The following is a 15,539-nucleotide window of genomic DNA, read 5'->3' on the forward strand; positions in this document are numbered from 1 at the left end:
GCCCCATGGTCATGCCGCTCTTCGACACCGCCTCCACCATCGACTCCTCCACGGCGTCGCCCCTCGGGGTGACGGTGCCGCGCGGGGATTCGGGCGGGACCCGGCACCACGCGGGCGGCAGGGCGAACGTCGCCTGCTATGCACCGGGGCTCGACAGCCTGGAGATCGTCTACATCGCTCCAGGCGGGGACTGGAGGGTCCAGGCGCTGCCCAACGTTACGCACGGCGTCCACCACGGGATCGTGGAAGACCTGCCGTACGGTTCCCGCTACGGGTTCCGGAAGGCCGCGGCGCAGGAGTCGCTGCCGGTTGCGGTACCCACCCGCGATGTTGACGACGACGGCGGGCAGCCGCTGCTGCTGGACCCGTACGGCCGCGCCGTGGACCAGCGGGACGGCTTCCTGACCAGCGTGCGGATGGCGGGCGATTTCGACTGGGGCGGCGACGACCGGCTGCGGATCAAGTGGCGAGACACGATCATCTACGAGGCGCATGTCCGCGGCCAAAGCATGCTGCACCCGGACGTTCCGGAGGAATTCCGCGGCACGTACGCCGGCATGGCGCACCCCGCCGTCGTGGAGCACCTGAAAGCGCTGGGCATCACGTCGGTGCAGCTGCTTCCAGTGCATTTCCATCTGGATGAGCCTCACCTGCAGGACCTGGGCCTGACCAACTACTGGGGCTACAACACGGCCGCCTTCTTCGCCCCGCACCCGGCATACGCCACCCAGGCTGCCCAGGACGCCGGGCCGCAGGCCGTGCAGGACGAGTTCAAGGGCATGGTCAAGCTGCTGCACGCAGCCGGCATCGAAGTGATCCTGGACGTGGTCTACAACCACACCGCCGAGGGCGGCCCGGACGGGACCATGCTCAGCTTCCGTGGCCTGGGTGAGGACACGTACTACCGCACCGACGGCCACGGCCGGTACGTGGATACCACCGGCTGCGGCAACAGCTTGAACTTCGGCGAGCCCCGGGTGGTCCAGATGGTGCTGGACTCGCTGCGCTACTGGGCGGACGAGTTCCACATAGACGGTTTCCGCTTCGACCTGGCCGTCACCCTTTGCCGCAACGCCGCGAACGACTTTGATCCGCGGCACCCCTTCCTGGTGGCCATCGCCGCCGATCCGGTACTCTCCGACGTCAAGCTGATCGCCGAGCCGTGGGACGTGGGCCACGGCGGCTGGCAGACCGGCCGGTTCCCCGGCGGCTGGGTCGACTGGAACGACCACTTCAGGGATTCCGTGCGTTCCTTCTGGCTCTCGGACCGCGCCGCCCTGGAGTCCGGCGGTCAGGGCGGGTCCATCGCCCGGCTGGCAGATTCATTGTCCGGTTCCGCTGCGCTGTTCCAGCATTCGGGCCGCTCCCGGCTGGCCTCCGTCAATTTCATCACGGCGCACGACGGCTTCACCCTGAACGACCTCGTGTCCTTCGACCGCAAGCACAACGAGGCCAACGGCGAGCAGAACCGCGACGGCCACGGGGATAACCGCAGCTACAATCACGGTGTGGAAGGCCCTACCGAGGTGGGCGAGATCCTGGCCCGGCGCGCCCAGTCCCGCCGAAACCTGATGGCCACTCTGCTGATCTCCCTGGGCGTGCCCATGATCACTGCCGGGGACGAGCTGGCCCGAACCCAGCACGGGAACAACAACGCCTACTGCCAAGACAATCCGATCGCCTGGCTGGACTGGACCCGGACCCCGGAGTCCCACGAAATGCTGCGCAGCACCAAGCGCTATATCCGGCTGCGGAAGGAATTCCTGGCCGCCCAGCCGCACGACTTCCCGGTCCGCGACGAGCAGTCCTACCTTCACTGGTTCGGCCAGGACGGGAAGCCCATGTCCATGGAGCGCTGGAACGACCCCACCAACCGCGTAGTGCAGCTCCTGGTGGGATCGGACGAAGGAGGCCTCGCCGGCCTCGTTGTGGTCAATGGCGGCACCGAGGACGTCCAGTTCGCGCTTCCGGCGATTCCCGGAGACGCTGCATCCCGGCGGATGTTCGAACTGCGGCTTACCACCTCCCCACTGCACGAGCTGCGGCAGGGGAGCAGGGTTGCCTCAGGCGAACGGGACCTGCTTGAGGCGTTCGCCGTCAACATCTACCGCACATAGCCCCGGGGACCCATGCGCAACCGTTCCATCGTTCCCGTGCTGCTCGCCGCCGTCGTGGTTTTGTTCCTCGCCCTGGGCGGCACCGGACTCCCGGGCTTCCTGGGAAGCGCTATGGAAAGTCCGACGGCGGCAGCCCCTGCAGGCGCGCAGGCACCGGCCGGCGTCGCCAATCCTGCAGGGCTGCCGGAGATCCGCGAGGCCGCGCTGCCCCTGGAGGGCCGGGAGGTCCTGGCGCAGATCCGGCAGGGCGGGCCGTACCGCTACAGCCAGGACGGTGGAACGTTCGGCAACTTCGAGCGCATTCTCCCGCGCCGGGAACCGGGCTACTACCGTGAATACACGGTGCGGACGCCCGGCGAAACGGACCGCGGCGCGCGGCGCATCGTGGCCGGCGAGGACGGCGACAAGTACTACACCGACGATCATTACGAGTCATTCAGATTCATAGCGGAAGGCAGCTGAACCACAGCAATGAAGATCTACTCCGGCGATACCTGGACCCTTGAAGAGCTGCAGGACCAGGCTGCGGACGCCGGCCGCCGCAGCCTGGTGGTACCGGCAGCGGACAGCAAGAAAGCGGTGCTGGAAACGTTCGGCGAGGTCCTCGACTTCCCCGAGCACTACGGCGTCAACCTCGACGCGCTGAACGACTCCCTCCATGACTTCGCCGACGCCCTCACGGAGAATGGCGGCGCACCCGTCACTGTGCTGTGGCTTGTGGCGGCGCCGTTCCGCGCCGACCGTTCCTTCGGCGTGCTCTGCGAGGTCCTGCAGGACGCGGAAAGCTACGCCGGCAAGGACCTCGCAGTCACCGCTGTCATGCTCTGACAGCCTGCCCTGACAACAACCGGAATCCCTAGGGGCGTTCCTCGTGCCCGGCGTAGGTGCCCAGCAGATTGAGCGCCCGGCCGCTGCTTGCCTCCTCGGCGAGCGCCTCGCGCATGCTTTTCGCCTTCGTGCGGCCTGCAGGAAAAGGCGGCAGGAGGGGAACTTCGGGGTCGGTCAGCACTTCGATCACCACCGGGCGGTCCGCCGCGAATGCCCGCTCCCAGGCATCACCGAGCAGCTCAGGATCCTCCACCCGGATGCCCGAGAGCCCCAGGAGCCCGGCGTAGTCGGCAAAAGGAAAATCGGGGAGCTCCTGGCTGGCGCCGAACCGCGGCTCGCCCTCGGACTCCCGCTGCTCCCAGGTAACTTCCGCCAGCTCACGGTTGTTGAAGACGCACACGATGAACCGGGGGTCCTGCCACTGCCGCCAGCGATGGGCCACCGTCACCAGCTCAGCAATCCCCAGCATCTGCATGGCTCCGTCCCCGGACAGCGCCACCAGCGGCCGGTCGGGGCGGGCAAGCTTGGCGGCAATGCCGTAGGGGATGGAGCAGCCCATGCTGGCCAGCGTCCCCGAAAGGTGCGCAGGCACCCCTGGCGGAAGGACCAGTTGGCGGGCGTACCAGTAAACGCAACTGCCGACGTCGACGCTCACCTGGGCGTTGGCGGGAAGCCGGCCGTTGAGTTCGCGCACCACCCGTTCCGGGTTCACGGGCACGGCCGGCACTGCTGCGCGCTCCCCGGCCAGTGCCCGCCACCGCAGGACTTCCTGCTCGACGTCGGCCCGCCATTGCCCGCCTGGTCGCGGGTTGAGCCGGGAAGCAAGGGCCTGAAGGGAACGTGCGGCGTCTCCTGCCAGTCCCACTTCCACGGGGTAGCGGTTGCCGATCTTCCGTTCGTCGATATCGATCTGGACGGCTCGGGCGGCCCCTGGCGGGGGATAGAACTCGGTCCAGGGGTCATTGGAACCGATGATCAGCAGCGCATCGCAGTTGCCCAGCAAATGGGCGCTGGCGGTTGTGCCCAGGTGTCCCATGGTCCCCACGGCGAACGGCAGGGACTCATCCACATACGGCTTCCCCAGAAGGCTGGTGGCAATGCCCGCCCCCAACTGCTCCGCCACGGCCACCACTTCCGCACCGGCGTGCCTCGCGCCCTGGCCCACGAGGAGCGCCACCCGCTGCGCACTGTTAAGGATGGCGGCAGCGGCGTCCAGGTCTTCCCCGTGGGGTGTCTTGGCGGACGTGCTCCACGTCGGCGCGGTGACCACCACGCCGTGTTCGTGTCCCAGCTCCGGTGCCGGCGCCGACTGGATGTCGTGCGGCAGGATCACTACACACGGCGAGGAGGTTGCCTTGGCCGTGCGGAAGGCACGGTCCAGCACCATGGGAAGCTGTTCGGGCGCGTTAACCTGCTGTACGAACTGGGCTGCCACGTCCCTGAACAGGACGGTCAGCTCAATTTCCTGCATGTAGGCGGAGCCCAGGACCGTCCGGCTCTGCTGTCCCACGATGGCCACCACCGGAACGCCGTCGAGCTTGGCGTCGTAGAGACCGTTGAGGAGGTGGACGGCCCCCGGGCCCTGCGTGGAAGTGACCACACCGACCCCGCCGGTGTACTTGGCATGGCCGACAGCCATGAAAGCCGCCGTCTCTTCGTGCCGTGCCTGCACGAAGTCAATCCGTCCCTCTGCCCGACGGAGGGCTCCCATGAACCCGTTGATTCCATCCCCGCTGTACCCGAACACACGATTGACGCCCCACGTTGTGAGCCGGTCCACGATCAGGTCTGCCACGGTTCGGTCGTTCACGGGATCCTCCTGCAGCGGTTTGGGTCCTGCCCGTTATGCGTTGACGATCAGGCCCAGTTCGGCCTTGGATGCCAGGGCGTCGTGGCGGGGCAGGACGCGGACGGTGTAGCCGAACGGGCCTGAGCGGTCGATCACCAGGGAGCCGCTGAACAGGTGGCGTCCGCTGCCGAGGTCCTCCTGTGCTTTGAGTTCCATAACGGTGATGTCGGTCAGGGTGTCGTTCTCCTGTGCACGGCCGTACGCCACTTCGACGGACACATCAGCCGGGGTAAGGCTGTGCAGGCCCACGTAGGCGTTGACCTGAAGGGTATCGCCGATCTGCGGGTCCTCCGAGACGCCCACCGAGTCCACGTGTTCCACGTGCACCTGCGGCCATGCCGCCCGGACCACGGCGCTCCACGCGGCCAGGGCGCGCGCCTGCGAGAAGGAATTAGCCACCGCGCTGCGGCCCGCCTCGGCCGCCGGCCGGTACAGGACGTTCACGTAGTCGCGCAGCATGCGCTCAGCGGAAACGGCCGGGCCCAGGTGCGAGAGGGTGTGCTTGATCATCGACACCCAGTGCGTGGGCACCTTCTCAGCCTCCGACGTCGACGGTCCGGCAGCACCGGCCCCCTCGGAAACCGTGCTGCCGTAGAACCGCGGGGCAACCTGCGTCTCCAGCAGTTCGTAGAGTGCGGCCGCCTCGATGTCGTCGCGTTCCTCCGGCGAGGCGTCGTTGTTGGCGGTGGGAATCGCCCAGCCGTTCTCGCCGTCGTACATCTCGTCCCACCAGCCGTCCAGAACTGAGAGGTTCAGCGAACCGTTCAGGGCGGCCTTCATACCGGATGTGCCGCAGGCCTCCAGCGGTCGCAGCGGGTTGTTCAGCCACACATCGCAGCCCGGGAAGAGGGTGCGCGCCATGGCGATGTCGTAGTTGGGAAGGAACACGATCCGGTGCCGGACCTCGGGGTCGTCGGTGAAGCGGACCAGGTCCTGGATCATCTTCTTGCCGGCATCGTCCGCCGGGTGGGACTTGCCCGCGATCACCAGCTGGATGGGGTGTTCCTTGTGCAGGAGAAGTGCCTTCAGCCGTTCCGGCTCCCGCAGCATCAGCGTGAGCCGCTTGTATGTGGGCACGCGGCGGGCGAAGCCGATGGTGAGGATATCGGGGTCCAGCACGGTGTCCGTCCAGGCCAGCTCGGCGTCAGCAGCCCCGCGCTTCTTCCACGCCGCGCGCAGGCGACGGCGGACATCGTCCACCAGGGCGGAGCGCAGCTCGCGCCGTAGCGCCCATACATCCGCGTCGCTGACGTTGTAAGCCAGGTCCCAGCGGCCGTTGGCCTCGGCCTCGCTGCCGAACTGGTCGCGGGCCAGCTTCGAAATCCTGCTGTCCACCCAGGTGGGCACGTGCACGCCGTTGGTCACGGACGTGATGGGCACCTCCGAGTGGTCGAAACCCGGCCAGAGCGCCGCGAACATTCCGCGCGAGACTTCGCCGTGGAGCTTGGCAACACCGTTGGCCCGCTGCGCCAGGCGCAGCCCCATGACGGCCATGTTGAAGACGGACGGATTGCCGTCCGCGTAGTTTTCCCGCCCCAGTTCCAGGATCCGGTCCACGGGCACGTCCGGGGCAAGCCCGGCCTGGAAGAAGTGGTTGATCTGCGTGATTTCGAAGCGGTCGATGCCTGCCGGCACCGGGGTGTGGGTGGTGAAGACGGTGGAGGCGCGGCCTGCCGCCAGGGCCTCGTCGAAGGTGAGTTTCTGGTCCCCGGACATGAGCTCCTGGATCCGCTCGATCCCCAGGAAGCCGGCGTGGCCCTCGTTGGTGTGGAAAACTTCGGGCGCTGCGGTGCCGGTGAGCTGCTGGAACGCGCGCAGCGCCTTCACCCCGCCCATGCCGAGGAGCAGTTCCTGCTGGAGGCGGTGGTCGCCGCCGCCGCCGTACAGCCGGTCCGTGATGCTGCGGGCGGCGTCGTCGTTGCCCGGAACGTTGGAGTCCAGGAGCAGCAGCGGGACGCGTCCGACGTCGGCGCGCCAGATGTGCGCGAGCAGGCGCCGGCCGTTGGGGAGCGGCAGCGTGACCTGTAGTGGCTTTCCGTTGCCGTCCGGGGAGGGCTCGCGGAGCAGCGTCAGCGGCAGCCCGTCAGGGTCCAGCACGGGATAGGTTTCCTGCTGCCAGGCGTCCCTGGACAGGGACTGCTTGAAGTAGCCGGCTTGGTAGAGCAGGCCCACGCCGATCAGGGGGACGCCAAGGTCTGAGGCTGCCTTGAGGTGGTCGCCGGCCAGGATGCCGAGGCCGCCGGAGTACTGGGGAAGTACCTCGGTGATGCCGAACTCCGGGGAGAAGTAGGCGATCGCCGCTGGGGCGTCAGGGCCCAGGCCCTGGTACCAGCGAGGTTCCTGCAGGTAGCGGTTGAGGTCGGCTTCGGCGGCGTGAACCCGTTCAACCACAGATTGGTCCGCAGCCAGTTGCTGGAATTCCTCGCGGCTTACCATGCCCAGGAAACCGATGGGATCCTGGCCGCTTTCCTCCCACAGCCTGGGGTTCAGCCCGGCAAAGAGCTCCCGCGTGGGACGGTGCCAGGACCACCGCAGGTTGCTGGCCAGCCGGGCCAGCGGCCGGATGGGTTCGGGGAGGACTGTACGGACCGTAAACCTGCGGATTGCCTTCACCTGCGCCACACTAACCGACTCGGTGCACCGCCGGAACCAGCATTGGGTTTCTTTTGGGTAAATGACAGGAGCCGGCCCGAAATGACGCGCCCGGCCATTAAATTAGTGAGCATCCTTAGCATTCCTGGGTGTTTCTCGCTAACGTCGAGCTTGTGACGACTAACTCAGTAGCCAGTGCCGCATCAACGAAAATGTCAGGGGCCAGCATCACGGACAGCCTGCGGTTCGGTCGGTTTCCGATCACCGCCGTGCAGCCTGTGGTGGAGGGCGGAAAGTTCCCGGCGAAGGCCCTGCCCGGAGAAGGCATCGTGGTGGGTGCCACGGCTTTCCGGGAAGGGCACGACCAGCTCGGCGTCAGCGCCGTCCTGTTCGATCCGGCCGGTGCTGAACGCCAGCGCATACGGCTCGCACCGCCGCGGGGGGAACGTGGCATGGGGACGGACCGGTGGGAAGGCGTCCTCACGCCGTCGGAGGTGGGGGACTGGTCCTTTGCCGTCGAAGCGTGGCATGACCGCTACGGCACGTGGCACCACAACGCAGAGGTGAAGATCGCTGCGGAAATCGATGTGGAGCTGATGCTCGACGAGGGCGCGGCGCTGCTCTCCGAGGCGGCCGGCGACGACTCCCGACCCGAGGCAGACCGTGCCACACTGCGCTGGGTCGCCGAAAGACTGGCGGACCGGTCGCTTAGCACGGAGGAGCGCCTCGCCGCCGGGTTCAGCCAAGGAGTGGCGGACATCGTGGCGCGTCAGCCCATCCGGGAGCTGGTCACGGTGTCGGAAAAGTTCCCGCTCCGCGTCGAGCGGGACCGGGCCGGACGGGGCGCCTGGTACGAGTTCTTCCCGCGTTCCGAAGGGGCCGTGAAAAATCACGAAACCGGTGCCTGGACGTCAGGAAACTTCCGCACCGCCGCGCACCGGCTCGACGCGGTGGCGGACATGGGCTTTGACGTGCTCTACATGCCGCCCATCCACCCCATCGGTGTGCAGCACCGCAAGGGGCCGAACAACACGCTGGTCGCCGGCCCTAATGACCCGGGCTCGCCTTGGGCCATCGGCGCCAAAGAAGGCGGCCACGACGCCATCCACCCGGACCTTGGCACCTTCGAGGACTTCGACGCGTTCGTGGCCCGCGCCAACGAACTCGGCTTGGAGGTGGCGCTGGACCTTGCGCTGCAGGCGGCGCCGGACCACCCTTGGGTCGAATCGCACCCCGAGTGGTTCACCACGCGCGTAGACGGCAGCATCGCCTACGCCGAAAACCCGCCGAAGAAGTACCAGGACATCTACCCGCTGAACTTCGACAACGACCCCGAGGGCCTCTCGCAGGAGATCCTGCGCGTCGTCCTGCTCTGGGTCAGCCATGGCGTGCGGATCTTCCGCGTGGACAACCCGCACACCAAGCCCGTCTGGTTCTGGGAGTGGCTCATCGCGGAGGTCGAAAAGACCGAACCCGGCGTGGTGTTCCTGGCCGAGGCCTTCACACGCCCCGCCATGATGCATGCACTCGGCCGGGCGGGGTTCCAGCAGTCCTACACGTACTTCACCTGGCGCAACACCAAGCCGGAGATCGAGGCGTACTTCAAGGAGGTCAGCCACGAGTCCGCCGCGTTCTTCCGGCCCAACTTCTTTGTGAACACGCCGGATATCCTTACTGAATACCTGCAGTTCGGCGGCCCTGCGGCGTTCAAGGTGCGGGCAGCCCTTGCGTCCACCGCCAGTCCGCTGTGGGGCGTCTACGCCGGGTACGAACTCTACGAGCACGTGGCCCGGCCCGGCGCGGAGGAGTACATCGACAACGAGAAGTTCGAGTACAAGGCCCGGGACTGGGATGCGGCAACCGCCTCGGGACGCACCCTTGCCCCGTACATCACGCGGCTGAACCATATCCGGCACGCCCACCCGGCGCTGCAGGACCTGCAGAACCTCACCGTGCACCACTGCACCGACAGCGCCACAGTGGTGTACTCCAAGCACAAAGTGCTCCCGGACGGATCCAAGGACACCATCATCGTGGTGGTCAACGTGGACCCGCACGGAACCAGGGAAAGCACCGTCTCGCTGGACCTGGCCGCGCTGGAACTGGACCCGGACGACCTCACCGCTAACGGAGGCTTCCGGGTGGACGACCTCATCTCCGGTGAAAGCTGGGAGTGGGGCGAGTACAACTACGTGCGGCTGGACCCGCACGTGGAGCCGGCCCACATCCTGCATGTCAGGAGAGCGCATCAGTGAATTTCACTCCGCAAAGTCCGGGCCATTTCACTCCCAAGAACACCTTTGAGCTAAACGCCCCGGGGCTTCAGCATGACCCGCTGTGGTACCGGAAAGCCGTGTTCTACGAAGTGCTGGTCCGGGCTTTTGCGGATGCCAACGGGGACGGATCCGGGGATTTCTCGGGGTTGATCGACAAGCTCGACTACCTGCAGTGGCTCGGCGTCGACTGCCTGTGGCTGCCCCCCTTCTTCCAGTCCCCGCTGCGGGATGGCGGCTACGACATCTCCGACTACAACTCGGTCCTGGACGAATTCGGCACCATCAGCGACTTCAAGCGGCTGGTGGCGGAGGCCCACGCCCGGGGTGTCCGGGTGATCATCGACCTCCCGCTGAACCACACCTCGGACCAGCACCCCTGGTTCCAGGAGTCTCGGAAGGACCCGGCCGGTCCGTTCGGCGACTTTTACGTATGGAGCGACACCGACGAAAAGTACCAGGACGCCCGGATCATCTTCGTGGACACGGAGGAATCCAACTGGACCTTCGATCCGATCCGGCGGCAGTTCTTCTGGCACCGGTTCTTCAGCCACCAGCCGGACCTGAACTTCGAAAACCCCAAGGTGATCGAGGCCCTGTTCGACGTGGTCCGGTTCTGGCTGGACCAGGGGATTGACGGGTTCCGGGCGGACGCCATTCCCTACCTGTTCGAGGAGGAGGGCACCAACTGCGAGAACCTGCCGGCCACCCACGAGTTCCTCCGACAGCTCCGCACCATGGTGGACGAACGGTATCCCGGCCGGGTAATCATCGCGGAGGCCAACCAGCCGCCCAACGAGGTGGTGGAGTACTTCGGCACCGAGGAGGAACCGGAATGCCACATGGCCTTTCACTTTCCCATCATGCCGCGCTTGTACTACGCGCTGCGGGACCAGAAGGCCGCCCCCATCATCGAGACCATGGAGGACACTCCGGACATCCCGGAAGGCGCGCAGTGGGGCACGTTCCTGCGCAACCACGACGAACTCACCCTTGAAATGGTCACCGCTGACGAGCGTGCGGCGATGCTTGGCTGGTACGCGCCCGATCCCCGGATGCGGGCCAACATCGGCATCCGGCGGCGGCTTGCGCCCCTGCTGGACAACTCCCGTGCCGAGATTGAGCTCATCAACGCGCTGCTGCTCTCCCTGCCGGGCAGCCCGTTCCTGTACTACGGGGACGAGATCGGCATGGGCGACAATATCTGGCTCGAGGACAGGGACGCCGTCCGCACCCCCATGCAGTGGAACCCGGACCGCAACGCCGGGTTTTCCAGCGCTGATCCGGGCAAGCTGTACCTTCCTCCCATCCAGTCCCTCGTCTACAACTATGGGATGGCGAACGTGGAGGCAGAGGCGGCACACTCAGGCTCGCTGCTCCGCTGGACCCGGCAGATCCTCAGCGTCCGCAAGAACCACCCGGCCTTCGGGCTGGGGAGCTTCCGGCATGTGGCGGCCGACCACGACGCCGTCCTCGCCTACCTCCGTGAACTGCCGGACGGCAACAGCGCCGGACTGACCGGCGAGACCCTGCTGTGCGCGTTCAACCTGTCCCAGCATCCCGTTGCCGCCACGCTCGAGATCCCCGAGTACGCCGACCGCGGCCTCCGCGACGTGTTCGGGGGCCAGCCGTTCCCCGCCATCAACGGGGACGGCACGCTGACACTGACGCTGGGCAGCCACGATTTTTACTGGCTGCGGCTCCGGTCTGCAGCTTCCAACCCATCATCTCCTTACACCCAGGCGATGCCGATCCTATCGATCGAGGACTGACCATGAACCAGCCCATCCTCACCCCCGCACTGACCGCGCTCCTGCAACAGTGGCTGCCGGAGCAACGGTGGTTTCCGGTCAAATCACCCCACTTCGAGATGTCCCAGGCAGGCAGCGTGGGCCTGGAGGACCCCGCCAGGCACGCGGGCCTGGCGGTCTTCCTCCTGAACATCACCACGCCAACGCCCGACGGCGGCCGGCGGACTGCCGTGGTGCAGGTCCCCTTGAGCTTCCGGCCAGCACCCGCGACGGGCATGGAACGCGCGCTGATCGGCGAGGCCGCGGGAACCGACCCGTCCCGCCCCTGGGTCTACGACGCCGTCCACGACCCCGACTTCGTGGGAGCTTTCCTCGAACTCATCCGCGGGCAGGAGAAAGCCGCCTCCGGCAGCGCCGCCGGCTTTCATGTCGCCGGGACGCACCGGCTGCCTACCGCGCGGGGAGTGGTCAAGGTCCTGTCCGGCGAGCAGTCCAACAGTTCGGTCATCGTGGACGACGGCGAATCGGCGGCGATCGTGAAGTTCTTCCGGGTGCTTTCCGCCGGCACCAACCCCGAGGTTGAAGTGGGAGCCGCACTGACGGCTGCCGGCACATCGGAGGTGCCCGCGACGCTGGGCTGGGTCCGCGGTGAGTGGCTGGTGCAGCACGTTAACGGTGCCGTGGCAGGCGGCGGTTCCGGTACCGGCGGGTCCGACGGCGGCCCGCGCTACTTACAAGGCGAACTGGCGGTGGCCCATGAATTCCTGGCCGGCGGGCGCGATGCGTGGCGACTGGCCGTGGATGCCGCCCGCTCCGGCACCGGGTTCACCGCCGAGGCCCGTGCCTTGGGCGCGGCCACGGCCACGGTCCACCGGCGGCTTGCGGAGACGCTCGGACAGTCGTCGGAGGCCGAAACCGGAAAGGCGATCGCCGCGGCAGTAGCCCAACGGGTGCGGCAGGCATGGGCGGAAGCGCGCACCGCCGTCGGACCTTACGACGACGCCCTGGAAGCGCTGCTCGCGCGACTCGATGGCGCCTCCCCGGGGCCGCTGCAGCGCATCCACGGGGACCTGCACCTGGGCCAGATCCTCCAGGTGGCCGGGCCTGGCGCAAGTACGGGCGAGGACAGCCATCGCTGGGCGATCCTGGACTTCGAGGGCGAACCCATGCGGCCCATCGCAGAGCGCAACATCCCCGATGTCGCGCTGCGCGACGTGGTGGGCATGCTGCGGTCCTTCGACTACGCGGCCGGTGCCGCCGGACGCGAGCAGGAAGGCGCTAAGGTACCCGATTCCTGGGTGGACGACTGTGCCGATGCGTTCCTGGCCGGGTACTCGGAGGTCACCCCCGCCCCGGTGGACCGGCAGTCGCCCCTCTTTATGGCATTGTGGCTGGACAAGGCCCTGTACGAAGTAGTTTATGAAATGCGTAACAGGCCCGACTGGCTGGCGATCCCCGTGAACGCCTCCAGGCGGCTCCTCAGCGGTAACGGCTCCGGCACCCCAGCTGGAGCAGCATCGGAAGGTAACGAAATGACGACAGGTTCCGCACGAACTGAACGCCCGCGAGTGCCCCTCCACGTGGATTCCGGCACGCTGGGCAAGATCGCCAACGGAGAGCACCACGCCCCGCACTCCGTCCTGGGCGCCCACCTCGATGACTACGGCCACGTCACCATCCGTACGGTCAAGCACCTGGCCGAGGCCGTTACTGTCATCACCGAGGCCGGCGAATTCCCCATGGAGCACGAGGAGCACGGCGTCTGGGTGGCTGTGCTCGAGCCGTTGCAGCAGGGCCACGTTCCCGACTACCGGCTGGCTGTCACCTATCCCGGAGCGTCACCGGTCACCGTGGACGAACCCTACCGGTACTTGCCAACCGTGGGAGAAGTTGACCTGCACCTGATCGGCGAGGGCCGGCACGAAAAACTGTGGGAGGTGCTGGGCGCACACGTGCAGCACTACAAGTCTTCCCTCGGCGACGTGGACGGTGTGTCCTTCGCCGTCTGGGCACCGAACGCGCAGGCCGTCCGCGTCAAGGGCGACTTCAACTCCTGGGACGGCCGGGAGAATTCCTTGCGCTCACTGGGCTCCTCCGGGGTTTGGGAAATCTTCGTCCCGGGTGTTTTAGCAGGCGCGTGCTACAAGTTTGAGATCCGGACCAGGGCCGGGCACTGGGTCGAAAAGGCCGATCCGCTCGCGTTCGGCACGGAGGTCCCGCCGCTGACCGCATCCAGGGTGGTGGAGCCCTCCTACGCCTTCAAGGACGATGCATGGATGGAGGCCCGCGCCCAGCGCGACCCGCACAACTCCGCCATGAGCGTCTATGAGGTGCACCTGGGGTCCTGGCGCCTGGGCCTCGGCTACCGCGAACTCGCCAAGGAACTGGTGGAGTACGTCAAGTGGCTCGGATTCACCCACGTGGAATTCATGCCCGTTGCCGAGCACCCCTTCGGCGGCTCCTGGGGGTACCAGGTCACCTCCTATTTCGCCCCGACCTCCCGGTTCGGGCATCCGGACGAGTTCCGCTACCTGGTGGACACCCTGCACCAGAACGGAATTGGCGTGCTGCTGGACTGGGTGCCGGCGCACTTCCCCAAGGACGAATGGGCGCTGGCAAGGTTCGACGGCGAGGCCCTGTACGAGCACGCTGATCCGAATCTGGGAGAACACCCCGACTGGGGCACGCTGATCTTCGACTTTGGCCGTACGGAAGTGCGGAACTTCCTGGTGGCCAACGCCCTGTACTGGCTGGACGAGTTCCACATTGACGGCCTCCGTGTGGATGCCGTGGCCTCCATGCTCTACCTGGACTACTCCCGGGAGGAAGGCCAGTGGCAGCCCAACCGCTTCGGCGGGCGGGAGAACCTGGAAGCCATCTCGTTCCTGCAGGAAGTGAACGCCACGGTCTATAAGACCCACCCGGGCGCGGTCATGATCGCCGAAGAATCCACGGCGTTTCCGGGTGTCACCGCCCCCACCAGCCACGGCGGCTTGGGCTTCGGCCTGAAATGGAACATGGGCTGGATGCACGATTCGCTTAAGTACGCCTCCGAGGACCCGGTGAACCGCAAGTGGCACCATGGCACGGTGACCTTCTCGCTGGTGTACGCCTTCACGGAGAACTTCCTGCTGCCCATCAGCCACGATGAAGTAGTCCACGGCAAGGGCTCCATGCTGCGCAAGATGCCGGGCGACCGCTGGCAGCAGCTCGCCAACCTGCGGGCATTCCTGGCCTACCAGTGGGCGCATCCGGGCAAGCAGCTGATCTTCATGGGAACCGAGTTCGGGCAGGAAGCCGAATGGTCCGAACAGCACGGGCTGGACTGGTGGCTTGCGGACATCCCGGCGCACAAGGGCATCCAACTGCTGACCAAGGACCTCAACGAGCTCTACCGCTCCACGCCTGCGCTGTACGCGAAGGACAACGAACCAAGCGGGTTCCAGTGGATCAACGGCGGGGATGCGGACCGGAACGTCTTGTCCTTCATCCGCTGGGACACCGACGGTCACCCCGTGGTGTGCGCTATCAACTTCTCCGGCGCTCCGCATGTGGGTTATACCCTCGGCGTTCCCACCGCCGGAGCTTGGACCGAGGTTCTCAACACCGATTCCACCACGTACGGGGGTTCCGGTGTCCTGAACGCAGGGGACCTGCAGGCGAAGGAGATTGGCCAGGACGGCCAGCCGGCAACTCTGAGCGTCACCCTTCCGCCGCTGGGAGCGGCGTACTTCAAGCCGGCCGCGGGGACAGCTGGCGCGGGGACCGCTGAATAGTCCCCGGGTGGTCTGGCCCGGTGGCAGGACAAGCCGGTCTGACCAGTTCCGCGAAGGGCCCGGAATCCGCGTGATTCCGGGCTTTTTCGTGCTCCGGCGAACGGTGGAAGGGGCGGGGCTGAAGCCGGGTTGGCGCTTCTGCAGAAGTGGTGGTAGAGTTTATTTCCGCGCTGCTCCACGGAGTCAGACGGAAAAACCGACAACACAGCCTCACGGCTTGGACAGTCGCGGACGCCGGTTTGACAAGAGTGAAGCCAGCGGGTAAGTTTGAAAAGTTGCTCCGGAGCGATCCTGAACGTTGGTTTGGGTGGTGCCGGGTGTGTCTGTTGTTTGAGAACTCAATAGTGTGCCAA

General features: G+C 66.6%; 8 protein-coding genes. 6 read left to right on the forward strand and 2 right to left on the reverse strand.

What is annotated here, in order from left to right; all coding sequences use genetic code 11:
* Window positions 1–5: 5 nt before the first annotated feature.
* The 3 genes from glgX to ACFWIX_RS14025 are packed head-to-tail and all read left to right on the forward strand — an operon-like array spanning window position 6 to window position 2,945.
* Window positions 6–2,117 (forward strand): glycogen debranching protein GlgX, encoded by a 2,112-nt coding sequence (gene glgX, locus ACFWIX_RS14015; RefSeq protein ID WP_377216737.1) that lies wholly within the window; start codon window positions 6–8, stop codon window positions 2,115–2,117.
* A 12-nt stretch (window positions 2,118–2,129) separates the two neighbouring features.
* Complete coding sequence (locus tag ACFWIX_RS14020) at window positions 2,130–2,579, forward strand: ribonuclease domain-containing protein (RefSeq protein ID WP_377216738.1); 450 nt, start codon at window positions 2,130–2,132, stop codon at window positions 2,577–2,579.
* Between the two features lie 9 nt (window positions 2,580–2,588).
* Window positions 2,589–2,945 (forward strand): barstar family protein, encoded by a 357-nt coding sequence (locus ACFWIX_RS14025; RefSeq protein ID WP_377216739.1) that lies wholly within the window; start codon window positions 2,589–2,591, stop codon window positions 2,943–2,945.
* Window positions 2,946–2,973: 28 nt separating this feature from the next.
* Here the strand turns inward: ACFWIX_RS14025 and ACFWIX_RS14030 are convergent, their stop codons facing one another.
* Both ACFWIX_RS14030 and glgP read right to left on the reverse strand, forming a co-directional pair.
* Window positions 2,974–4,755 (reverse strand): thiamine pyrophosphate-requiring protein, encoded by a 1,782-nt coding sequence (locus ACFWIX_RS14030; RefSeq protein ID WP_377216740.1) that lies wholly within the window; start codon window positions 4,753–4,755, stop codon window positions 2,974–2,976.
* A gap of 33 nt (window positions 4,756–4,788) precedes the next feature.
* Window positions 4,789–7,407, reverse strand: a complete 2,619-nt coding sequence (gene glgP / locus ACFWIX_RS14035; RefSeq protein ID WP_377216741.1) for an alpha-glucan family phosphorylase — start codon at window positions 7,405–7,407, stop codon at window positions 4,789–4,791.
* 191 nt (window positions 7,408–7,598) lie between these two features.
* Here glgP and ACFWIX_RS14040 point away from each other — a divergent pair, with 191 nt between their 5' ends.
* From ACFWIX_RS14040 to ACFWIX_RS14050, 3 genes are read left to right on the forward strand one after another with little or no spacing between them, the layout of a single operon-like run.
* Entirely contained in the window at window positions 7,599–9,641 is a 2,043-nt protein-coding gene (locus tag ACFWIX_RS14040) for an alpha-1,4-glucan--maltose-1-phosphate maltosyltransferase (RefSeq protein ID WP_377216751.1), read from the forward strand.
* The gene (gene treS, locus ACFWIX_RS14045) at window positions 9,638–11,431 is read left to right on the forward strand and encodes a maltose alpha-D-glucosyltransferase (protein WP_377216742.1); all 1,794 of its coding nucleotides are present in this window, start codon (window positions 9,638–9,640) and stop codon (window positions 11,429–11,431) included. Before ACFWIX_RS14040 ends, treS begins: the two co-directional genes overlap by 4 nt.
* A 2-nt stretch (window positions 11,432–11,433) precedes the next feature.
* Window positions 11,434–15,186, forward strand: a complete 3,753-nt coding sequence (locus tag ACFWIX_RS14050; RefSeq protein WP_377216743.1) for a 1,4-alpha-glucan branching enzyme — start codon at window positions 11,434–11,436, stop codon at window positions 15,184–15,186.
* Window positions 15,187–15,539: the final 353 nt, after the last annotated feature.

The organism is Pseudarthrobacter sp. NPDC058362, from assembly GCF_042723515.1.
Taxonomy (GTDB): Bacteria; Actinomycetota; Actinomycetes; order Actinomycetales; family Micrococcaceae; genus Arthrobacter.

Coding starts and splice junctions, on each gene's coding strand:
- ACFWIX_RS14020 (WP_377216738.1), top strand. CDS start 2,130: ATGCGCAACCGTTCCATCGTTCCCGTGCTGCTCGCCGCCGTCGTGGTT.
- ACFWIX_RS14040 (WP_377216751.1), top strand. CDS start 7,599: ATGTCAGGGGCCAGCATCACGGACAGCCTGCGGTTCGGTCGGTTTCCG.
- ACFWIX_RS14025 (WP_377216739.1), top strand. CDS start 2,589: ATGAAGATCTACTCCGGCGATACCTGGACCCTTGAAGAGCTGCAGGAC.
- glgX (WP_377216737.1), top strand. CDS start 6: ATGGTCATGCCGCTCTTCGACACCGCCTCCACCATCGACTCCTCCACG.
- ACFWIX_RS14050 (WP_377216743.1), top strand. CDS start 11,434: ATGAACCAGCCCATCCTCACCCCCGCACTGACCGCGCTCCTGCAACAG.